We start from the raw sequence: 20,428 nt of genomic DNA, 5'->3' as shown, positions 1-20,428 counted from the left end.
GGCTTGCCCCCTCCCCGACCCTCCCCCGCTTCGCGGGAGAGGGAGATAAGCGCGGAAGCGGCGGAGTTCCCTCTCCCGTGATCGGATCGGCCTTCTGCGGGCCGAGGGCGGGGGAGGGTTAGGGAGGGGGCGGATGCGCCCTCAAACCAACCGGCTCTGATCGATCGCCGCCTTGATGAAGGCGGTGAACAGCGGGTGCGGCTCGAACGGCTTGGACTTCAGTTCGGGGTGGAACTGCACGCCGATGAACCAGGGATGGTCGGGGATCTCGACGATCTCCGGCAGTTCCCCGTCCGGCGACAGGCCGCTGAACTTCATGCCGCAGCGCTCCAGACGCTCCTTGTAGTACACGTTCACCTCGTAGCGGTGACGGTGCCGTTCGGAGATGTCGGTGGTGCCGTAGACCTCGGCGACCTTGCTGCCTTCCAGCAGCTTGGCGGGATAGGCGCCGAGCCGCATGGTGCCGCCCAGGTCGCCGACCTCGGCACGACGCTCCAGCGTGTTGCCACGCATCCACTCCGTCATCAGGCCGACGACCGGGTTGCCCGGCTTGCCCAACTCGGTGGAGCCGGCATCCTCGATCTTCGCCATGTTGCGGGCGGCTTCGATCACCGCCATCTGCATGCCGAAGCAGATGCCGAAATACGGCACTTTGCGCTCACGCGCGAATTGGGCCGCCCGGATCTTGCCTTCCGTCCCGCGGGAGCCGAAGCCGCCCGGCACCAGGATGCCGTGGACGTTCTCCAGCCGCTTCACCGCCGCGTCGTCATCCTCGAAGATCTCCGAATCGATCCAGTCGAGGTTGACCTTGACGTTGTTGGCGATGCCGCCGTGGGTCAGCGCCTCAGCCAGCGACTTGTAGCTGTCGAGCAGGCTGATGTACTTGCCGACCACCGCGATGGTGACCTCGCCCTGCGGCTTGCGCACCCGGTCCATGATGCGGGTCCAGCGCGACAGGTCCGGCTCCTTGTCGGTCGGCAGACCGAAGTAGCTCAGGACCTGGGTGTCGAAGCCTTCCTCGTGGTAGCTGATCGGCACCTGATAGATCGAATCGACGTCCAGCGCCGCGATCACCCGCTCCGGACGGATGTTGCAGAACAGCGCGATCTTCTTGCGCTCGTTCTCCGGAATCGGACGGTCGGCGCGGCACAGCAGGATGTTGGCCTGGATGCCGACGCTCAGCAGCTCCTTCACCGAATGCTGGGTCGGCTTGGTCTTCAGCTCGCCGGCGGTGGGGATGTAGGGCAGCAGGGTCAGGTGGATGTAGAGGACATTCTCCTGGCCGACCTCGTTGCCGAACTGGCGGATCGCCTCCAGGAAGGGCAGCGATTCGATGTCGCCCACCGTGCCGCCGATCTCGATCAGGACGAAGTCCTCATCGGTGGCGTCGGCGCGGATGAATTCCTTGATCTCGTCGGTGATGTGCGGAATGACCTGGACGGTGCCGCCCAGGTAATCGCCGCGACGTTCCTTCGCGATCACGGTGGAATAGATGCGGCCGGTGGTGATGTTGTCGCCCTTGCGGGCCGACACGCCGGTGAAGCGCTCGTAATGGCCGAGGTCCAGGTCCGTCTCAGCCCCGTCGTCGGTCACGAAGACCTCGCCGTGCTGGTAGGGGCTCATCGTTCCGGGGTCGACGTTCAGGTACGGGTCCAGCTTGCGCAGACGCACCTTGTAGCCGCGCGCCTGGAGAAGCGCCCCAAGCGCCGCCGACGCCAGACCTTTGCCCAGCGAAGAAACGACGCCACCGGTGATGAAGATGTAGCGAGTCATGTCCGTCCGAAGAGCTTGAGAGCTGTTCCATGTCCCCGTGGGGGACGGATGGCCGATGTCCCCATAGGGGACAGAGTAATCGATCCCCATAGGGGACGGTATTGTCCTTCCCCATAGGGGACGGATTGTCCGTTTCCCCGGAGGGGAGAGATGTTCAACGTCCCCCGAAGGGTCGCCGCCGAGACATGGCGTCGCGAACGTCGGCCCTCAAAAGAAAGAGGCGGCTTCGGGGAGGCCGCCTCGCTGTTCGCTCGTACCCGTGCGCTGCTGGGATGGACCCTTTACTGGGCCACCGGCGGCGCGGGCTGGGCCGGAGCGGCAGGCTGCGCCGGGGCCGCCGGAGCGGTCGACTGCGAAGGCGCCGCCGGCAGGCTGTCGATGATCGACGCCGGGCGGGAATGCCCGCCGGCCAGGATCGCCAGCACGATGCTGGTGGCGAAGAAGCAGGCCGCCAGGATGCCGGTGGTCCGCGTCAGCAGATTGGCCGTTCCGCGGGTGCTCATCATGCCGCCCATGGTGCCGCCGCCGATGCCGAGCCCGCCGCCTTCCGACCGCTGGATCAGGATCACGCCGACCAGCCCAATGGCGATCAGCAGGTGAATAACCAGAATCACCGATTCCATGCGATGCTCACCCCACACCCATCCCAAAAATCGAATAGCGCGCCACAGGCCGTCTTAAGGGCCCGTGGCGCGCGCCCACTGTTTGTACCGCGGCGCCGCGCGATATGCCAGCGCCAAAATACCTAGGCCGTATCCGTTGGCGGCATGGCTGACGCCGGATGGTGCCATGTCGCAAACGGCAGGGGTATCAGCGGCAGGCGGTGGCGATACCCCAGAAATCGTCGGCCTTCAGCGAGGCACCGCCGACCAGCGCACCGTCGACGTTGTCCACCGCCATCAGCTCCGCCGCGTTGCCCGGCTTGACCGAACCGCCGTAGAGGATGCGCACCTTGTCCGGATCGGCGATCTTGCCGGCCAGCTCGGCCCGGATATGGGCATGCATGGCCTTCACGTCGTCCGGAGTCGCGGTCTTGCCGGTGCCGATCGCCCAGACCGGCTCATAGGCGATGACGGTGTTCTCGGCATTCGCACCGGCGGGGATGGAGCCGGCAAGCTGGCCCGACACCACGGCGTTGGCCTGACCGCCATCGCGCTGCACCTCGGTCTCGCCGACGCAGACGATGGCGACCAGACCCTCCTTATGGGCGGCGACGGCCTTGGCGTTGACCACGGCGTCGCTCTCGCCATGGTCGGCGCGGCGCTCCGAATGGCCGAGGATGACGAAGCGGCAGCCGGCGTCCTTCAGCATGGTCGGGGCCACATCGCCGGTGTGGGCGCCGGAGGTCTTCGGCGCGCAATCCTGGCCGCCCAGCGCCAGCGGGCTGTCGGCGATCGCCTCCCCCACCGGGAACAGCAGCGGGAAGGGCGGGCAGACCAGCATGTCGAAGGCCACCGGGCCGGCGCCCTTCAGCCGCCCGGCGAGGTCGGAGGCGAGATCCAGCCCATCAGCCTTCAACCCGTTCATCTTCCAGTTTCCGGCGATCAGCTTCCGGCGTGCGGTCATGGTCGTTTCCTTCTTGTCTCGGCTTTATATGGGAACTTGTGGAACGTTCTTTGCCTCTCGTGACCAAAGCCCATACCAAGCCCGCCGACGAATTTCCACTCACCCGACCGGCGCATCCGCCCGCGCTGGCCTTAAGGGACATCGTGTAGCACCCTGCCTATGCCGTCGCCGGCCCGGGGCAGCCATATCGGCCGAACCGCCAAGTTGAAGATGCCCCTATCCGGAATAGGTTCATTCGCAACACACCATCCCCTTGCGGTGAAGGCACTACCAGATGAAGAACTTCTCGGACCTGACGGAAAAGGAGCTGCTGGCGCTCGCCATCTCGTTGGAAGAGGAAGACAGCCGCATCTATGACGAGTTCGCCCACGGTTTGGCCGAAAACTACCCCGACACGGCCCGCATGTTCAGCGCCATGGCGTCGGAGGAGAACGGTCACCGGCACCGGCTGCTGGAACTCTTCCGCACGCGATTCGGTGACCACATCCCGCTGATCCGCCGCCAGGACGTGAAAGGCTTCGTGGAGCGCAAGCCGGTCTGGCTGACGCGCCCGCTGGGACTCGACACCGTCCGCCGGCAGGCGGAACTGATGGAGGCCGAGACCAAGCGCTTCTATACCCGTGCCGCACAGCGATCCCAGGACGCCGCCATTCGCCAGCTGCTGGGCGATCTGGCCGAGGAGGAGCGGCGGCACGAGGCCAAGGCCGAACGCCTGGAAGCGAAATACGTCTCTCCCAAGGTGCGGGAGCAGGAACACGAATCGGAACGCCGGCTGTTCGTGCTGCAGATCATCCAGCCGGGGCTGGCCGGGCTGATGGACGGATCGGTGTCGACGCTGGCCCCGCTGTTCGCCGCCGCCTTCGCGACGCAGGACAGCCACGAGACCTTCCTGGTCGGTCTGGCCGCCTCCATCGGCGCCGGCATCTCCATGGGCTTCGCCGAGGCGCTGTCCGACAACGGGTCGCTGACCGGGCGCGGCAGCCCGTGGCTGCGCGGGGTGGTCTGCGGCGCGATGACCACGCTGGGCGGGTTGGGCCACGCCCTGCCCTATCTGATCCCGCATTTCTGGACGGCGACCGCCATCGCCATCGGCGTGGTGGTGATCGAACTGGCCATCATCGCCTGGATCCGCAACCGCTACATGGACACGCCGCTGCTGTCGGCCGCCTTCCAGGTGGTGGTAGGCGGACTGCTGGTTTTCGCCACCGGAATCCTGATCGGCAGCGCCTGAGCGCCGGAGGAAAAGCCGCGTCCGGGAACGAGCTTGTTCTTGTAACCGGACGTACGATTGTTTATGTCTGAGCCGCTGTCCTAATTAGAATAAATCGAACCAACCGCGTCGCCATGGCTGACCTGAAAGCGGGCGTGAACCAGCTCTTCCTCCGTGAGGAGGAACTCCGTACCGGAATGGAGCTGCTTTTCTACGCCTATCGCGAATTCACCGCCGAACCGGACGAAATTCTGGCGGAGATCGGCTTCGGCCGCGCGCACCACCGCGTGATCTATTTCGTCGGCCGCTATCCCAGGATCACCGTTTCGGAACTGCTGGCGATCCTGAAGATCACCAAGCAGAGCCTGTCGCGCGTGCTGGGCGAACTGGTGCGCCAGGGATTCATCGACCAGCAGACCGGCGCCCGCGACCGGCGGCAGCGTCTGCTTGAGTTGACGGAAAAGGGCGTGGAGCTGGAGCGCCAGCTGTCCGAGACCCAGCGCCAGCGCATCGCCCGCGCCTACCGCATGGCCGGAGCGGAGGCGGTGGAGGGATTCCGCAAGGTGATGATGGGCATGCTGGACGAGGGGGACCGCGCGAAATTCGCACCGCCCGTTCCCCCTGCCCGTCTTGCCGCGAAACGCTGAAGACGAAACGCTGCAACCGCCTCAGCCGGCGCTCGGCTCCGTCTTCGTCTCCGGCGCCGCCGTCCCGGCATCCTTGGAGCCGGCCTCTGCCGTGTTGGTGTCCGCCGGCTTGTCGGCCGCGGCCTTCGTGTCGTTGGGGGTGCGGCGGCGGAAGCCGCCCTTGCGGTACACCACGTTTTCCGAAGCACCCGGCGGACATTGAACGATGTTGCCGCCCTTCGCCAGGAAGTTGCGGGTCATTTCGGCGAGGTCTTGGGCGTCCAGGTCCCGGGGGTCGTTGGACCTGTGGTCGTAGGCCATCGTGATCGCTCCTGTGTCTCTCGGCCCTCTGAGGAGGACATATGGAGGGTAACACGGAACGAGGGCGAAACGGCCAACCGCTTACACGACTGCCCGCCATGCACACCCATGATGCGTCACGCATGGTGCCACTATGTCGATTGCGGGGACACGCGTTATAGTCGCGCCATGACCGAAGATCAGCCTCACATCCTGGTCGTCGACGACGACACCCGCCTGCGCGAGCTTCTGCGCAAGTACCTCGCCAGCAACGGCTTTCTGGTCAGCACCGCGCGTGACGCCGCGGATGCCCGCGCGCAGCTGGGCGGGCTGGCCTTCGACCTGCTGGTGCTCGACATCATGATGCCGGGCGAATCCGGGCTGTCGCTGACCGAGTCGCTGCGGCGCGAGCGCGACCTGCCGATCCTGCTGCTGACCGCCCGCGACGAGCCGGACGACCGCATCGCCGGGCTGGAGGCCGGGGCCGACGACTATCTCGCCAAGCCCTTCAACCCGCGCGAGCTTCTGCTGCGCATCAATTCCATCCTTCGCCGGCAGGCCGCGCGTCCGCCGGAACCGGCGGCACCGCCTGCGGTGCCCGTGCGGCTCGGCCCGCTGACGTATCTGCCGGACCGGGACGAGTTGCGCCAGGGCGACGAGGTGATCCGCCTGACCACGGCGGAGGCGAGCCTGCTGCGCATCCTCGCCGCCTCGCCCGGCGTCACCTTCACGCGCGAGGAGCTGACGGAGCGCAGCAAGGTCGCCGGCAACGCCCGCACCGTCGATGTCCAGGTCACCCGCCTGCGCCGCAAGATCGAGGCCGACCCGCGCGAGCCGCGCTACCTCCACACCGTTCGCGGCGAGGGGTATGTGCTGAGGCCCGATCCTTGACGGCGGCATCGGAACGGACGGTCGCGGCGCGGCGCGCCGAACGGCGGCGGCGCACGCCGTTCCTGAAGCGGTTCCTGCCGCGCACCCTGTTCGGCCGGACGCTGCTGATCATCGTCACGCCGGTGATCCTGGCCCAGGCGGTGGCCACCTGGATCTTCTACGACCGCCACTGGGACACGGTGACCAACCGGCTGGCCTATGCCGTGGCCGGCGACATCGCCACCGTGATCGCCATGATCGAACACGACCCGTCGCAGGAGGGGCGTGACTGGACGCTGGCCACCATAGCCCGCACCACCGATCTGATCGTCACGCTTGAGCCGGACCAAGTCCTGCCGGATCAGCGCCGGCGGCTGAGCGGCCTGCTGGAACGCACGCTGGGCAAGGCGCTGGACGAACGGATCGGCCGGCCCTTCGCCATCAACACCCGCGTCGCGCGGGAGTGGTACGAGATCCGGGTGCAGATGGCCGACGGCGTGCTGTCGGTGATGTCGCCGGAGCGGCGCCTGTTCACGCCGACCAGCTACATCTTCATCCTGTGGATGGTCGGTTCGGCCGTCGTGCTGTTCGCCGTGGCGATCCTGTTCATGCGCAACCAGATCCGCCCGATCAAGCGGCTGGCCATCGCCGCCGACGCGCTGGGCAAGGGCCGCGACGTCTCCAACTTCAAGATGGAAGGGGCGACGGAGGTGCGGCAGGCCGCCTCCGCCTTCCTGCTGATGCGCGAACGCATCCAGCGCCAGATGAACCAGCGGACGGAGATGCTGGCCGGCGTCAGCCACGACCTGCGCACCCCGCTGACCCGGATGAAGCTGGCACTGGACATGATCGAGCATCCCGACCTCGACCCCGAGGTGGAGGAGCTGAAGGCCGACGTCGCCGAGATGGAGCAGATGATCGAAGGCTATCTCGCCTTCGCCCGCGGCGAAGGGACGGAGGCGGTGCAGCCGACCGACCTGACCCGCCTCCTGAACGAGGTCGCCGCCGGTGCGCGGCGCGACGGGACCGAGGTGACGCTGACGGCGCCGGAGGGGCTGGTCCTGCCGCTGCGTCCCAACGCGGTCCGCCGCTGTATCGCCAACCTGCTGGTCAATGCCGGCCGCCATGCCGGCACCGCCTGGGTCAAGGCCGAACCGAAGGAAGGCGTCATCGAGATCACCGTCGACGACGACGGCCCCGGCATCCCCGCTTATTTGCGCGAAGACGTGTTCAAGCCCTTCTTCCGCGTCGACAGCAGCCGCAACCTGGACACCGGCGGCTCGGGCCTGGGGTTGACCATCGCCCGTGACGTGGCGCGCAGCCATGGCGGCGACATCACGCTGGACGACAGCCCCTATGGCGGCCTGCGCGCGGTGATCCGGCTGCCGGTGTGACGGCGGGAGGCCCGGGGGAGCGGACGGCGCCACGCTCTTCGGCGGCCCTCATGTCTCAGGCCGCCTCCTCCCTTTCCGGCAGCCTGCCGCCACGCGTGGCGAGCGTCGCCATCACCGTGTCGACCAGCGCCAGACCATGCCCGCCGTCGAGCGTCAGGATCGATTCGGGGTGGAACTGCACAGCGGCCAGCGGCAGCGTCCGGTGCTCGATCGCCATCACCGTTCCGTCCTCCGTCTCCGCCGTCACCCGCAGCTCCGGCGGCAGGCTGTCGCGCTTTGCTACCAGCGAATGGTAGCGGCCCACCCGCATCCCCTGCGGAAGCCCCTCGAACAGCCCGCAGCCCTGATGAATCAGGGGAGAGGCCTTGCCATGCATCGGCTCCGGCAAGCGGTCGAGCGTCGCGCCGAAGCTCTCGGCCATCCCCTGCAGCCCCAGACAGACGCCGAACACCGGCACGCCCAGGTCCAGCGCCGCCTGCACGCTGCCGCCGACATCGAAATCCGCAGGACGTCCCGGCCCCGGCGACAGCACCAACAGGTCGGGCGGATCGTCGCGCAGCGCCGTCCGCGCATGGGTGTGGCGCAGAGTCGTCACCGTTGCCCCGGTCCGGCGGAAATAGTCGGCCAGCGTGTGGACGAAGCTGTCGTCATGGTCGACCAGCAGCACCCGCCGCCCCTCCCCGCTCCGCCGGGCCGCCGCCGACGGTTCGGTGGCAACCAGCGCCAGCCGCGGCGACGCCCCGTCCCCCCGTACCGCGTCGAGGAAGGCGGAGGCCTTCAGGCGGCATTCCGCATCCTCCGCCTCCGGGTCGCTGTCGGACAGCAGGGTCGCGCCGGCGCGGACGAAGGCGACCCCGTCTTTCATGCGGATGGTGCGCAGGGTCAGGCCGGTGTCCATGCCGCCGTCGAAGCCGATGCGTCCGAAGGCTCCGCCGTACCAGCGGCGCGGCGACCGTTCGGTGTCCTCCAGAAACTGCATGGCCCAGCGCTTCGGCGCGCCGGTCACCGTGACCGCCCAGCTGTGGGTGAGGAAGGCGTCCAGCGCGTCGAAGCCCTCGCGCAGCCGGCCCTCCACATGGTCAACCGTGTGGATCAGGCGGGAGTACAGCTCGATCATCCGCCGACCGACCACGCGGACCGAGCCGGGCTCGCACACCCGCGCCTTGTCGTTGCGGTCGACGTCGGTGCACATGGTCAGTTCCGCCGCATCCTTGGCGGAGTTCAGCAAGGTCAGGATCTGCGCGGCATCGCCCAGCGCGTCTGCGCCGCGCGCCACCGTGCCGGAAATCGGACAGGTCTCGACCCGACCCGCCGAAGGACCGGTTCCGACGCGGACATACATCTCCGGGCTGGCGGCGACCAGGAACTCGCCGTCACCCAGATTGATCAGCGCCTCGTAGGGCGCCGGATTGGCGGCGCGCAGACGGCGGAAGATGGTGGAGGGGCTGTCGGCGCAAGGCTCGGCAAAGGTCTGGCCGGGCACCACCTCGAACAGGTCGCCGCGACGGAAGGCCTCCTTCGCCGCCCGCACCACCTGCTGGTACTCGCCGGGCGCATGGTCGCACTCCGCGGCGGCGTTGGTGTCGGGTCGGTAGGCATCGACACGCCCGCCGCCGGCGGCTCCTTCGGTGGAAATGCCGTTCACCACGAACTCGTAAGCGAAGCGGCGCGCCACCCCGGCGGCGTGGTCGACGACCAGCAGTTGGTCGGGCAGATACAGCACGAGATCGCGCTGGTCGTCCGGCCGCTCCAGCCGGCGCCGGATCGGCTCGAACTGGAAGGCAAGATCGTAGCCGAAGGCGCCGTAAAGGCCGAGGAACGGCTCGTCCGGGCAGGCGAACAGCGCCATCAGCGCCCGCAGCACGCTGAAGACCGACGGCTGGCGGCTGCGGTCCTCCTCCGCGAAGACGCCCGTCGGCCGGCGGACCAGCGCGGTGATGCGGCCGGCCGTCACCTCCAGCCCGACCAGCGCCTCATGCCCCTCCAGTGCGTCGGCGATGGCGGGCAGCAGAAGGCGACCGCGGGGATTCAGCGCGTCGATGCGCACTGTCCGGCCGCGTGCCGTCACACACAGGGGCGGATCGACGAAGCCCATGGCTTGGCGGCGATAGCGGCCGGGTGCCTCCACCCCACCCGACAGCAGCAGGCCGCGCCGCTCGTCGAGCGCAGTTGTAAGCGTGTCGAGCGCGGCGGCGATCCCCACCGGTTCGGCGGTGCGGCGCAGCCCAATCCCGCCGCCGGTGATGGCGGAGAACGGGTCGAGGAAAGCCGGATCGGCCAGGAAGATATGGGAGGGAAACAGGTGGGAGGGCGTCATGGCGGCGGGGCTCCTGTTCGGGCGTCTTGTCGGTGACGCCGCACGGTGCTTCCGCCTGCTTGTCCGTCTTTCCCTTCGGTGACCCGCTGCCGGGTCAGGAAAAAGGCCGCTCCGGATGCACCGGGCGGCCTTTTGTCGTCAATCCACGTTCACACGCGTCGCGAGGCCGGCCCGTTGGAGACGGGCCACCACCAATGCTGCGACAGGAGGGGCGAGGACATGTTCATGCCGACAACGGCACCACATGCCACCGCCGGCTGTCAAGCCCCTGCGTTCACGCCCCCTCGCGCGGTGGAGCGACGGCGTAGCTGCTGAGATCCTCCTTGCGGCGCTCGTCCGACGGCAGACGGCCCTTGACCAGGAAGCTGATGTTCTCCGCCACGTTGGTGGCATGGTCGCCGATGCGCTCGATCGACTTGGCGGCGAACAGCAGGTGGGTGCAACCGGTGATCTGGGCCGGCGTTTCCATCATGTAGGTCAGGAACTCACGGAACAGCGCGGTATAGGCTGCATCGACCTCGCCGTCGCAATCGCGGACGGAGGCGGCCAGATCGGCGTCCTGTTCGGTGTAGGCGCGGCGCATGTCGCCGATCATCGCCTGCACCATGCGGCCCATCCGGACCAGCGAGGCGACCGGCGGCGCAACCGGCAGGGTGGCCAGCGTGACCGCCCGCTTGGCGACCGAGCCGGCGAAATCGCCCATCCGCTCCAGATTGGAGGCGATCTTCAGCGCCGCGACGATCTCGCGCAGGTCCTTCGCCATCGGCTGGCGCAGAGCCAGCAGGCGGACGGTCATCGCCTCCACCTCCATCTCCAGCCGGTCGATCTCGGCGTCGCCCTTCAGCACCTCGCCCGCGATATCGGCGTCCGGACCGGCCAGCGAATCGAGCGCGAGCCCGACCTGCCGTTCCACCAGCTCGCCCATGCGGTCGATGGCGGTGCGCAGCGCCGCCAGTTCGGTGTCGAACGCCGCAAGCGTGTGTCCACCCGACATGATCCCCAACTCCTTGCTGTGACAGGCGGTCCGGTGCCCGACGCCCCGGAGATGGGGGGCGGGCGCCGCCGCGCCAAGCCGCCGATGCACTGGAAGCGCACTGGAGGCGGCCTTAACCTTTGGCATAGATTATTTCTGGACACTGGTCTATCGATGGACGACGCAACCAGACAGACCGGACAGGACCGATGACACCGCACGAGTTGGTTGCCGTGCTGGAAAAGCACGAGCGCTGGCTGAAGAACAAGTCGGGCGGTTCGCGCGCCAACCTGACCATGGCGAACATGGAAGGCTCGAACCTGTCCGGGGTGAACCTGGCACAGGGCAAGCTGTCCGGCGCCAACCTGTCCCATTGCGACCTGTCCAACGCCAACCTCAGCACCGCGGACCTGTTCGCCGCCCACCTGACCAAGGCCGACCTGTCCGGCTGCAATCTGTACCGCGCCGATCTGCGCGGCGCCCACATGCGCGGCGCCAAGATGAAGCGCGCCATCCTGAAGGAGGCCGACCTGCGCGGCGGCGCCCTGCTTTATGGCGGACAGGGCGGCGGCAAGGGTGGCAAGGGGCTGGATTTCGTCCGCTCCGATCTGGCCGGCAGCGATTTCGATGATGCGTCGCTGACCAACGCCAACCTGTCGGGTGCCGATCTGACCGACGTGTCGATGAACGGCGCCGATTGCGAGGGTGCGCTGCTGACCGGCGCCACGCTGATGCGCGCCAGCATGAAAAGCTGCAATCTTGCCCGCGCCGACCTGCGCGGCAGCAATTTGTCCGGCGTGAACCTGCAGGGCGCCGTTCTGCGCGACGCCAACCTGACCGGCGCGATGCTGGCCGGCGCCAACCTGCGCAATGCCGACCTGCAGGGTGCCAAGCTGGAGGGAGCCGATCTGGCCGGCGCCGACACCACCGGCGCCAATCTGGCGCGGTCGGCCGACAATTTCTCCGTCCAGATCCAGCAGGCCCTGCACAGCCACTACACCTGGATCAACACCAACGGCACGATGGGCGCGCGGGCCGACCTGACCGGCGCCGATCTCAGCCATATCGACCTGTCGGGCGTCAACCTGTCCGGTGCCAATCTGAAGCGTGCCAACCTCAGCGGCGCCAAGCTGCGCGAGGCGTTGCTGATCATGTGCGACATCTCCGAGGCGGTGCTGGCCGGCGCCGATTTGGGTGGGGCGATCCTGGACGGCGCCACGTTGCGCGGCGCCAGCATGGACGGGGTGCGGCTGGACGGCGCAGGCATCGGCTGGGTCGACATCAAGGGGCCGGACGGCCAGCCGACCGGCCGGCTGTGGGCGGCGAACTTGACCGGCGCGCGGCTGACCAACGCGTCCTGCATCCGCACCAACCTGCGCGGAGCCAACCTGTCGGGCTGCGATTTCGCCAACGCCAACCTGACCGGCGCGATCCTGAGCGACGCGAACATCCGCGACGCCAAATTCACCGGAGCAAACCTGACCGGCGCCAGCCTGCCGCCGCCGCCCGACCCGGACGACGATTGAGGTCGCTTGAGGTCTGGTTGCTTGAAGTCTGGCCGCTTTAAGTCTGGTCTCTTGACGTGCGGGAAGATGGGCGGCGGCAGGCCGCCCGGTTCACTCGTCCTCGCCGTCGCGGGCGGACGCTGCTGCGGCATTGAGGTTTGAACCGACGCGGCGCAGCACGTCCAGAGTCAGATCCAACTCGTCCGGCGTGATGCCTTGAATGGCAAGCTGAGCGATTTCCGACGCGCTGGGCATCATCGAGTCGCGAAGCGCCCGGCCCTTGTCGGTCAGGAAGATGTTCATCTTGCGGCGGTCGTGGCTGTTGCGCACCCGCTGGACCAACCCCTGCCCCTCCATCACGTTGACGGCGGTGACGGTGGTCGGCTCCATCATGCCGACGCGGTGGCTGAGTTCGCGTTGGGTCAGGCCGTCTTCCTCCCACAGGGCGCGCAGGAAGAACCATTGCCCCATGCTGACGCCCGACCGCGCAATGCGCGTCTGCAGAGCACGGGCGAATGCGCGGTTCACGTCACGGACGACGAACGATAACGCACCGTCGGCCGAACCGGCCGCATCCTCCGAACCGTCGGGGCGCTCCGGCTCCCACCCCTTGACAGACGCCTCCATACCGACAATCTCTCTGCCGTCGTTACCGATCCAACAACCATTCCCGCCCACCGGGTGCAAGCGCCGGGCGGTTGCCCGTGAGGGTACCCGGCGGCATAGCGTCGGTCGGATCCATGCCTTCCTGGTGATACCACCTTGACACGAATGGTCCTGGCTGCGTCATCCAATCATAACGTGCTGTGTGCAAAGCGCAAATCAATTGCGCAGCCGTCGGTCGCAGGCATGCAATGATATGTCGGTCAAAGGATCGGCAAATTTCGTCCAACTTAAGCAGAACAGCGGCTCGGTTACGGTGCATGGCCGCCTTGAGTGCAGTCGATCTTTTCAGACCAGGCCTGGGTTGCCATATCCGCATATGATGACGGGCGCGAAGATTACCGTTTGGATCGGTTTTATTTGGCAGATCGCATCCACGAATCGCCGAAATGTGAACATTTCGCTAAAATCCATCGAAGCCCCGCCCTGCTGCTTGTATCCGCCGCGACCTTTGGTCACACAGACGTCAATCGCCACAGTCACTTGCCGCAACAGGAGCCAGCGACCGCAATGACCGCTTCGCCGACCGTCCCCTCGTCCCGTACCGTCACCGTCGCCGCTACCCAGATGGCCTGCAGCTGGGACCGTGCCGCCAACGTCGACGGCGTCGAATCGCTGATTCGCGAAGCGGCCGCAAAGGGTGCGCAGATCATCCTGCCGCAGGAACTGTTCGAGACCCCCTATTTCTGCAAGGACCAGAAGCAGTCGCTGTTCGAACTCGCCGCTCCGGCCGAAGGCCATCCGGTGATCGAGCGGATGCGGTCGCTGGCGCGCGAGCTGTCGGTGGTGATCCCCGTCAGCTTCTTCGAAAAGGCGCGCAACGCCTATTACAACTCCATGGCCATGGTCGATGCGGACGGCAGCCTGCTGGGCATCTACCGCAAGTCCCACATTCCTGACGGACCGGGCTATCAGGAGAAGTTCTATTTCAGCCCCGGCGACACCGGCATCCCGGTGTTCAAGACCCGTTACGCCACCGTCGGCTGCGCCATCTGCTGGGACCAATGGTTCCCGGAGACCGCCCGCGTCATGGCGTTGAAGGGGGCGGAAATACTTCTCTACCCGACCGCCATCGGGTCGGAGCCGCAGGACTCCTCCATCGACAGCCAGGGCCATTGGACCCGGGTGATGCAGGGTCATGCCGGCGCCAACCTGATACCGCTCGTTGCTTCCAACCGAGTCGGGGTGGAGCCGGGGGAAAGCTGCGCGCTGACCTTCTACGGTTCGTCCTTCATCGCCGGGCCGCAGGGCGAGATCGTGGCGCAGGCCGACCGCGAAAGCCGCACCGTGCTGACTGCGACCTTCGATCTCGACCGCATCGCCGCCCAGCGCGCCTCCTGGGGCGTCTTCCGCGACCGCCGTCCGGAACTGTACGGCGCCTTGCTGACGCTGGATGGAGAGACCACGCCGCGGCGCTGAGCATCACGGGCGGAGCGGAGCGGCGGCCTCATTGCCGCACCGGTTCAGACCGTCAGCCCCCTTCCTGCCTGGCCATAACCCAGGGACTGCGCCGCCCCATAGGCCGCGGCGGCGCGTCCGGCCGCAGCGTCCCCACCCTGCCGGCGCTGCTCCGCCTGCGCCTGCAGTTTCGCCGCATCGGCTTGGGCGGCGACGCGCATGTCCTGCGGCGAGGGGTCGGCGGGAGCAAGGGCGGCGGCCTTCACCTGTTCCATCTTGGCAACGGTGTCGGCCGGCTCCGATTCGGAACTTACGTCGATCGGCACCTCGCCCGCGGTGGCGTAATTCTTGCCGTCCGGCCCGCGCGTGTAGGTGAAGGATGCACCGTCGGCATGACTGCCGCCGGCCGCCTGATGCGCCGCCTCGTGCTGGCGGACGTTGGCATCGACCTGCTTGAGCTTCTGCACCTGCTGCTGGGCGGCGTCCGACAGGGTGACCGTATCGGTGGCCCCGACGGTACCGCCGTCCTTCGCACCGGACGTGCCCGTGCCTTGGCCGCGCCCCTGGCCCCGAGGTGGCTGGTTGCGCGGAGTGCCGTAGGTCCCGATGGACAGGCTGGAGATGGAAAGGTCGGCGGCCACCGTCCACATCCTCAAGAAGGGTCCGGTTCTCCGTTCAATTTAGGATGAATCGGCCTCACGGGCAACGGCAAGGCCGTTCCGTCCCCGCGGGTCCTGCTCAACCCTGCTCGAAGCCGGTCAGCACATTGGCGACGTTCACGCCCAGATCGTCGACGGCATAGCCGCCCTCCATCACGAACAGCGTCGGCAGGCCGATTCCGGCGATGGCGGCCCCCATGCGCAGGAAATCCTCGGACAGCAGCCGGAAGCGGGAGATCGGATCGCCGCCATAGGTGTCCGCCCCCAGCGACAGGACCAGGGCGTCCGCCCCGAACTCCCGGATTCGCGCGGCGGCGGCGGCCAGCGCCTGGGCGTAGCCGGTCCAGTCGGTGCCCCAGGGCAGCGTGAGGTTCAGGTTCGCTCCCTCGCCCGCCCCGGCGCCGGTCTCGTCGGCATGACCACAGAAATAAGGGAATTCGTCGACCGGGTCGGCATGGATCGACACGAACAGCACATCGCCGCGCTCCCAGAAGATCTCCTGCGTGCCGTTGCCGTGATGGTAATCGACGTCCAGCACCGCCACCCGCGCGGCCCCGCCGTCGCGCAAGCACTGCGCCGCGATGGCCGCATTGTTCAGGAAGCAGTAGCCGCCGTAGAAGGCATGTCCGGCATGGTGGCCCGGCGGGCGGCAGAGGGCGAAGGCGCTGCGATCGCCGGCCCGCAGCCGGTCGGCTCCGGTCAGCGCGCAGTCCGCCGCGGCGGTCGCCGCCTTCCAGGTACCGGCGGTGATCGGCGTCCCGGCATCGAAGGAATAGAAGCCGAGTCGCCCGTCGATGGACCGCGGCACCCGCCGCCGCGACATGCCGGGCGCCACCCAGTTCAGCGGCAGCGCATCGATGTCCGCGCCATGCTCCTTCACCCACTCGTCCCAGGCGGTCTGGAGAAAGCCGAGGTAGCCGGCGTCATGCACCCGCTCCAACCGGGCGAGGCCGTGGCGGGTGGGTTCGACGATGGGCCCGAGCCCCACCACCTCGGTCCGCGCCCGCACGATGTCGGCACGCGCCGGCTTCTCGTAGCAGGGGACGAGCTGGCCGTCGTTGAGTTCGGACCGGCCGGCCTGCAGCCGGTGCTCTTCGCTGTGGATGACGATCACGCCACTGGCATCCTTGTGTTTTCCGGCCATCTGCCGGTGCTTTGCCGCTCCACGGTTTCGCCGCGACAGCGCGACGGGCGGACGGCTCATCATATCCCCACCCGCCAGTGCACGGATGCCACCCTTTTGCATGGCGCCCTGGATGCAGAGCATTGCCTTCCGGTTGAATACATTCGATAGTGTTCATCGGCTTTTTGCTCGCTTAGGGCGGGTGAATGACGGGATGTTTGACATCGATGCTGGCTGCTGCGTGCAGGATATTCGCCCGTTTGGCACCGGGGGCGGTGCCTTTGCTGTGGGCGTGCGCCGTGTTGGCCGCCGGGCCGACGCGAAGCGATACTCTTTTGCCGCCTTCCGCCTCACCTCTCGAAGCCGCCTTTTCCGCCCGCGCCGGCGAACCGCTGCGTCAGTTCGGCTACGACCTGTTCGCCCCCGCACGAGAATCGGTGGCGACCGACGAGAGCGCACCCGGTGCCGTTCAGGGCGATTATGTGCTGAACACCGGCGACGCCGTGACGGTGACCCTGCGCGGCCAGAAGTCATTCAGCAAGCGATTCGCCATCGACCGAAACGGCCAGCTGGTGGTGGACGATCTGCGCCCGGTCACCGCCGCAGGCCTGTCGCTGGACGCTCTCCGGCGGGAGCTTGCCGCCGCGGTCGCCGCGACCTGGCCCAACACGGAGGCCTTCGCCACCCTGGCGGAGGTGCGGCGGATCGGCGTGGTGGTCACCGGCGCCGTGCAGCGTCCCGGACGGCAGGAGGTCAGCGCATTCGCCACCGCTCTCGACGCCCTGTCGGCGGCCGGCGGGGTGGAGCGCAGCGGCAGCTTGCGTGCCATCCGCCTGATGCGTGCAGGCGGCAGCATCGCCGTGGATCTGTATGCCCTGCAGCTGGCCGGGGACGCGGGCAATGCCGATCAGCCGCTGCGCGACGGCGACCGCCTGTTCGTTCCACCGCTGGGCGCCACGATCGGTGTCGCCGGCCCGGTCAAGCGGCCGGGCATCTATGAGCTGCCGCCCGGCAGCGGTCCGCTGTCGGCAGCCGAATTGCGCGAACTGGCCGGCGGCGCGTTGCGGCCCGGCCGCGCCCGGCTGCTGCGATTCGGCATCGGCCCGTCCGGCGAGGAGACGACCGAAGAGGTCGCAGACGCCAATGCCCGCCGGTTCGGCGACGGCGACCTGCTGCTGCTTGCCCCAATGCGCGAGGACCGCCGGGATGACGTGCGGCTGGAGGGACATGTCCTGCGCCCCGGTCCGCGCGCCCTTCCTCAGGGCGGGACCATCGGCGGGCTGCTCTTCCGCAGCGATCTGCGGCCCGCCCCCTATCTGCCTTTCGCGACACTGGAGACCAGCGACTCCGCCACGGGGGCGCGAATCCTCCACCCGGTCGATCTCTCCGCCGTGCTGAACGGGCGAGACCGCCGCCGGGTGGCGGAGGGCGACATCCTTTATGTGCTGGGGTCGGGCGACATCGATTTCCTGACGGCGGAGCCGGTGCTGACCCTGCTTCGCGGGGAGCGGCAGCCGCCGGAGGGCGCCTGCCCCGGTCTGGTCGCGCTCGCCCGCAACCTTGCCGCAGAACCCGATGGGCCGCTCGCCACCGGTCCGCAGGCGCGCGCCGCCGCCGGGCTGACCGGCTCACGCGCGCCTTGCCCGCCGCTGTTCGCCGCGGTGCCCGATCTGCTTCCCCTGGCGCTCCGCCATGCCGTGCTTCGGCTGTCCGGCGTCCCGCGCCCCGGCTTCTATCCGGTCGTGGGCGCCGCCAACGAGGCAAGCACCGGTGCCCGCGAGACCATCGTCGAAACGGATGCACCGCAATTTGAGCTGATCGGCCATGTCCGCCGCCCAGGCACTCGCCGCCTGACCGCCGGGATCACGCTGCGGAGTGCGTTGGCGGAGGGGAAAGCCCTGAAGCGCGACGTCTATCCGTTGCTGGGGATCGTGGAGCGCTATGACCGGCGCAGCCTGACACGCGCCTACCTGCCCTTCTCCCCGCAGGAGGTGGCTGCCGGGCGTGCCGACCGTGGACTTGTCGACGGCGACCGCATCCACCTGTTCGCCACCGACGACATCCGCGGTCTGGTGAAGCCCACCGACGCCGGCACCAAAGCCAAATCCGCCGCATCAGCCGAGGGAGAGGCGGCGGACGAACCGCCGATGCTGGCCGCATTGCTCGATCCCGCTATCGTCGCGTTGATTGGCGAGCGGTCGGTGCAGGTGCGCGGCGCCGTCCGCGATCCCGGCGGCTATCCAATCGCCGACCGCACGCCGCTGTCCGCGCTGGTCGCCGCCGCGGGCGGGCTGTCGGCCGACGCCGATCCGGCTGCGGCGGAACTGACTGCTGCGGCCGGCAGCCGAAGCATCGTCGATCTTGGACGCGACGGAGCGCACACGGCCGGAATCGGCGATGCGTTGCGGATCAATCCGCGGCCGCAGGCACTGGAGTCGCGCGCCGTTGCCATCGATGGGGCGGTGCGCCGTCCCGGCCGGTACGATATCGGCCGCAACGAGACGCTGTCCTCCCTGATCGCACGGGCCGGCGGCCTGCTGGAGGATGCCTATCCGGCCGGAGCAGTCCTGACCCGCGAGAGCGAGCGCCGCCGCGAAAAGGATCAGTTCCAGCGTCAGGCGCGGGAACTGGAACGCACGCTGGCGCTGGAGGTGGAAAAGGGAGAGCCGGTAAAGGCGGAGAATGTCGCGCTGGCCCGGCAGCTCGCCGCCCAGCTTCGCGGTGCGGAACCAATCGGACGCGTGGTGGTGGAGGCGGATCCGGCGGTCCTGCGCACGCGGCCCGGGTTGGATCCGCTGCTGGAGCCCGATGACCGCATCGTGATCCCCAAGCGGCCGCTGACCGTCGCGGTCGCCGGCGAGGTCCTGCACCCCACCGCCGCACAGTTCGTCAGCGGCAAGAGCGCGGAGGATTACCTGAGCGAGGCAGGAGGACCGACCCGTGATGCCGATACCGGCCGCAGCTTCCTGGTTCTGCCCGACGGCCGGGCGCGTCCGCTGGCCTTGTCCTCCTGGAACCATCGGGTGGAGGCAATTCCGCCCGGTTCCATCCTGGTGGTGCCGCGCGACCCGCGGCCTTTCGATGGACTCGACGTCGCCAAGACCTTCGGCAATATCCTGAGCCAACTCGCCATCACCGCCGCTTCCGTTTCGGTGATCGCGCGATGACCACGACTCCCCCTCTCCGCCTCGCCATCCTGACCGTGGTCCGTAACGACCGCACCGGCTTGATCGACACCCATGAGAGCTTGCGGGGGCAATTGGGGCCGCAGGTCGCCTGGCTGGTTGCCGACGGCGGGTCCACCGACGGCACCGCGGAATGGCTGGCGGACCACGCCGATCTGCCGGTCTGGTGGCGGTCCGCCCTGGACCGGGGGCTCTATGCGGCGATGAACGATGGGCTCGATGCCGCCCGGCGGCTCGGCTTCAGCCATGTGCTGTTCCTGAATGCCGGCGACCGGCTGGCCGCTGCGGACACCGCCATCCGGTTGCTGCAGGCCACCGGCCGCCATCCCGGTGCCGCCCTTTTTTACGGCGATGCGCTGGAGCGGCAGAGCGACGGACGTATCCTGTTGAAGCGCGCGCGGTCCCACCGCTGGGCGCCCTTCGGCATGTTCACGCACCATCAGGCCATGATCTACAGCGTACAGGCGCTCTCGGGTCTTCGTTTCGATCCCGCTTTCAGGATCGCGGCCGACTATGCCTTCACGCTTGCCGCCCTGGGTCGCGGACCGGCGGTCCGGCTGCGGTTGCCCGTATGCCTGTTCGCCCCCGGCGGGCTGTCGCAGCGCGATGCCGCCACGGGCCGGTGTGAGCAGGAGGCGATTCGACGCATGCATCTGGGGCAGAGCCCGGTGTGCGCGACGGCGGTTTCCGCACTGCAACGAGTCGCGCTGGCAGTGCGTCATCATTTTCCCACGGCTTACGCGAAATTACGTTTCCGATGCCCGGAAACTTAATGTCTTTCGTGCATGGCTTCCCACTTCCACCCAAACGGACCGTTGATGCGCACAAATGGTTGCATAGAATTTACTTTCTGAACTAAGCATTCT

17 protein-coding genes are annotated in these 20,428 nt (G+C 68.0%); 8 read left to right on the top strand and 9 right to left on the bottom strand.

Annotated features, from left to right (window positions below; all coding sequences use genetic code 11):
• Positions 1-141 precede the first annotated feature (141 nt).
• From VD964_RS26215 to tpiA, 3 genes are all read right to left on the bottom strand, one after another.
• Positions 142-1,773: a CTP synthase gene (locus tag VD964_RS26215; RefSeq protein WP_310113871.1), complete on the bottom strand. Its 1,632-nt coding sequence runs from the start codon at positions 1,771-1,773 to the stop codon at positions 142-144.
• A 281-nt stretch (positions 1,774-2,054) separates the two neighbouring features.
• Complete coding sequence (gene secG, locus VD964_RS26210) at positions 2,055-2,396, bottom strand: preprotein translocase subunit SecG (protein WP_324871407.1); 342 nt, start codon at positions 2,394-2,396, stop codon at positions 2,055-2,057.
• Between the two features lie 187 nt (positions 2,397-2,583).
• Positions 2,584-3,339 carry a triose-phosphate isomerase gene (gene tpiA / locus VD964_RS26205; RefSeq protein ID WP_324871406.1) on the bottom strand — a complete coding sequence of 252 codons (756 nt, stop codon included), beginning with the start codon at positions 3,337-3,339 and terminating at the stop codon, positions 2,584-2,586.
• Positions 3,340-3,613: 274 nt separating this feature from the next.
• Here tpiA and mbfA point away from each other — a divergent pair, with 274 nt between their 5' ends.
• Positions 3,614-4,570 (top strand): iron exporter MbfA, encoded by a 957-nt coding sequence (gene mbfA / locus VD964_RS26200; RefSeq protein WP_324871405.1) that lies wholly within the window; start codon positions 3,614-3,616, stop codon positions 4,568-4,570.
• Positions 4,571-4,683: 113 nt separating this feature from the next.
• On the top strand, positions 4,684-5,196 hold the full coding sequence (locus VD964_RS26195) for a MarR family winged helix-turn-helix transcriptional regulator (protein WP_014247562.1): 513 nt from the start codon (positions 4,684-4,686) through the stop codon (positions 5,194-5,196).
• Between the two features lie 21 nt (positions 5,197-5,217).
• On the opposite strand, the gene VD964_RS26190 is transcribed toward VD964_RS26195, so the two are convergent.
• Positions 5,218-5,496 carry a hypothetical protein gene (locus tag VD964_RS26190; RefSeq protein ID WP_324871404.1) on the bottom strand — a complete coding sequence of 93 codons (279 nt, stop codon included), beginning with the start codon at positions 5,494-5,496 and terminating at the stop codon, positions 5,218-5,220.
• A 168-nt stretch (positions 5,497-5,664) separates the two neighbouring features.
• Here VD964_RS26190 and VD964_RS26185 point away from each other — a divergent pair, with 168 nt between their 5' ends.
• Together VD964_RS26185 and VD964_RS26180 are read left to right on the top strand one after the other, a co-directional pair.
• Positions 5,665-6,366, top strand: a complete 702-nt coding sequence (locus VD964_RS26185) for a response regulator (protein ID WP_310113881.1) — start codon at positions 5,665-5,667, stop codon at positions 6,364-6,366.
• Positions 6,363-7,739, top strand: a complete 1,377-nt coding sequence (locus VD964_RS26180) for an ATP-binding protein (protein WP_324871403.1) — start codon at positions 6,363-6,365, stop codon at positions 7,737-7,739. The genes VD964_RS26185 and VD964_RS26180 overlap by 4 nt, the downstream gene beginning before the upstream one ends.
• 55 nt (positions 7,740-7,794) lie before the next feature.
• On the opposite strand, the gene VD964_RS26175 is transcribed toward VD964_RS26180, so the two are convergent.
• A complete protein-coding gene (locus VD964_RS26175; protein ID WP_324871402.1) occupies positions 7,795-10,056 on the bottom strand; it encodes an anthranilate synthase in 2,262 nt (753 codons plus the stop codon).
• 274 nt (positions 10,057-10,330) lie between these two features.
• A complete protein-coding gene (phoU, locus tag VD964_RS26170; protein WP_149223506.1) occupies positions 10,331-11,050 on the bottom strand; it encodes a phosphate signaling complex protein PhoU in 720 nt (239 codons plus the stop codon).
• Between the two features lie 188 nt (positions 11,051-11,238).
• Between phoU and VD964_RS26165 the strand changes: the two genes are divergently transcribed.
• Entirely contained in the window at positions 11,239-12,555 is a 1,317-nt protein-coding gene (locus VD964_RS26165; protein WP_324871401.1) for a pentapeptide repeat-containing protein, read from the top strand.
• 90 nt (positions 12,556-12,645) lie between these two features.
• Here the strand turns inward: VD964_RS26165 and VD964_RS26160 are convergent, their stop codons facing one another.
• Complete coding sequence (locus VD964_RS26160) at positions 12,646-13,161, bottom strand: MarR family winged helix-turn-helix transcriptional regulator (protein ID WP_324871400.1); 516 nt, start codon at positions 13,159-13,161, stop codon at positions 12,646-12,648.
• A gap of 546 nt (positions 13,162-13,707) precedes the next feature.
• On the opposite strand from VD964_RS26160, the gene aguB reads away from it, so the two are divergent.
• A complete protein-coding gene (gene aguB / locus VD964_RS26155; RefSeq protein ID WP_324871399.1) occupies positions 13,708-14,616 on the top strand; it encodes an N-carbamoylputrescine amidase in 909 nt (302 codons plus the stop codon).
• A gap of 44 nt (positions 14,617-14,660) precedes the next feature.
• On the opposite strand, the gene VD964_RS26150 is transcribed toward aguB, so the two are convergent.
• Together VD964_RS26150 and VD964_RS26145 are read right to left on the bottom strand one after the other, a co-directional pair.
• Entirely contained in the window at positions 14,661-15,245 is a 585-nt protein-coding gene (locus VD964_RS26150) for a putative metalloprotease CJM1_0395 family protein (RefSeq protein ID WP_324871464.1), read from the bottom strand.
• Positions 15,246-15,333: 88 nt separating this feature from the next.
• Positions 15,334-16,368 carry a histone deacetylase family protein gene (locus VD964_RS26145; RefSeq protein WP_324871398.1) on the bottom strand — a complete coding sequence of 345 codons (1,035 nt, stop codon included), beginning with the start codon at positions 16,366-16,368 and terminating at the stop codon, positions 15,334-15,336.
• Between the two features lie 344 nt (positions 16,369-16,712).
• On the opposite strand from VD964_RS26145, the gene VD964_RS26140 reads away from it, so the two are divergent.
• Both VD964_RS26140 and VD964_RS26135 read left to right on the top strand, forming a co-directional pair.
• On the top strand, positions 16,713-19,544 hold the full coding sequence (locus VD964_RS26140; RefSeq protein WP_324871397.1) for an SLBB domain-containing protein: 2,832 nt from the start codon (positions 16,713-16,715) through the stop codon (positions 19,542-19,544).
• Complete coding sequence (locus VD964_RS26135; protein ID WP_324871396.1) at positions 19,541-20,335, top strand: glycosyltransferase; 795 nt, start codon at positions 19,541-19,543, stop codon at positions 20,333-20,335. The genes VD964_RS26140 and VD964_RS26135 overlap by 4 nt, the downstream gene beginning before the upstream one ends.
• Positions 20,336-20,428: the final 93 nt, after the last annotated feature.

Source organism: Azospirillum sp., assembly GCF_035628975.1.
In the GTDB taxonomy this organism is placed as follows: domain Bacteria; phylum Pseudomonadota; class Alphaproteobacteria; order Azospirillales; family Azospirillaceae; genus Azospirillum.
This window is presented reverse-complemented; position numbering and strand designations above follow the sequence as displayed.

Bases quoted from the DNA above. Each gene is read 5' to 3' on its own strand.
- VD964_RS26175 (WP_324871402.1), bottom strand. From the start codon at position 10,056: ATGACGCCCTCCCACCTGTTTCCCTCCCATATCTTCCTGGCCGATCCG.
- VD964_RS26195 (WP_014247562.1), top strand. From the start codon at position 4,684: ATGGCTGACCTGAAAGCGGGCGTGAACCAGCTCTTCCTCCGTGAGGAG.
- tpiA (WP_324871406.1), bottom strand. From the start codon at position 3,339: ATGACCGCACGCCGGAAGCTGATCGCCGGAAACTGGAAGATGAACGGG.
- VD964_RS26160 (WP_324871400.1), bottom strand. From the start codon at position 13,161: ATGGAGGCGTCTGTCAAGGGGTGGGAGCCGGAGCGCCCCGACGGTTCG.
- mbfA (WP_324871405.1), top strand. From the start codon at position 3,614: ATGAAGAACTTCTCGGACCTGACGGAAAAGGAGCTGCTGGCGCTCGCC.
- VD964_RS26150 (WP_324871464.1), bottom strand. From the start codon at position 15,245: ATGTGGACGGTGGCCGCCGACCTTTCCATCTCCAGCCTGTCCATCGGG.
- VD964_RS26190 (WP_324871404.1), bottom strand. From the start codon at position 5,496: ATGGCCTACGACCACAGGTCCAACGACCCCCGGGACCTGGACGCCCAA.
- VD964_RS26185 (WP_310113881.1), top strand. From the start codon at position 5,665: ATGACCGAAGATCAGCCTCACATCCTGGTCGTCGACGACGACACCCGC.
- phoU (WP_149223506.1), bottom strand. From the start codon at position 11,050: ATGTCGGGTGGACACACGCTTGCGGCGTTCGACACCGAACTGGCGGCG.
- VD964_RS26215 (WP_310113871.1), bottom strand. From the start codon at position 1,773: ATGACTCGCTACATCTTCATCACCGGTGGCGTCGTTTCTTCGCTGGGC.
- VD964_RS26165 (WP_324871401.1), top strand. From the start codon at position 11,239: ATGACACCGCACGAGTTGGTTGCCGTGCTGGAAAAGCACGAGCGCTGG.
- VD964_RS26135 (WP_324871396.1), top strand. From the start codon at position 19,541: ATGACCACGACTCCCCCTCTCCGCCTCGCCATCCTGACCGTGGTCCGT.
- aguB (WP_324871399.1), top strand. From the start codon at position 13,708: ATGACCGCTTCGCCGACCGTCCCCTCGTCCCGTACCGTCACCGTCGCC.
- secG (WP_324871407.1), bottom strand. From the start codon at position 2,396: ATGGAATCGGTGATTCTGGTTATTCACCTGCTGATCGCCATTGGGCTG.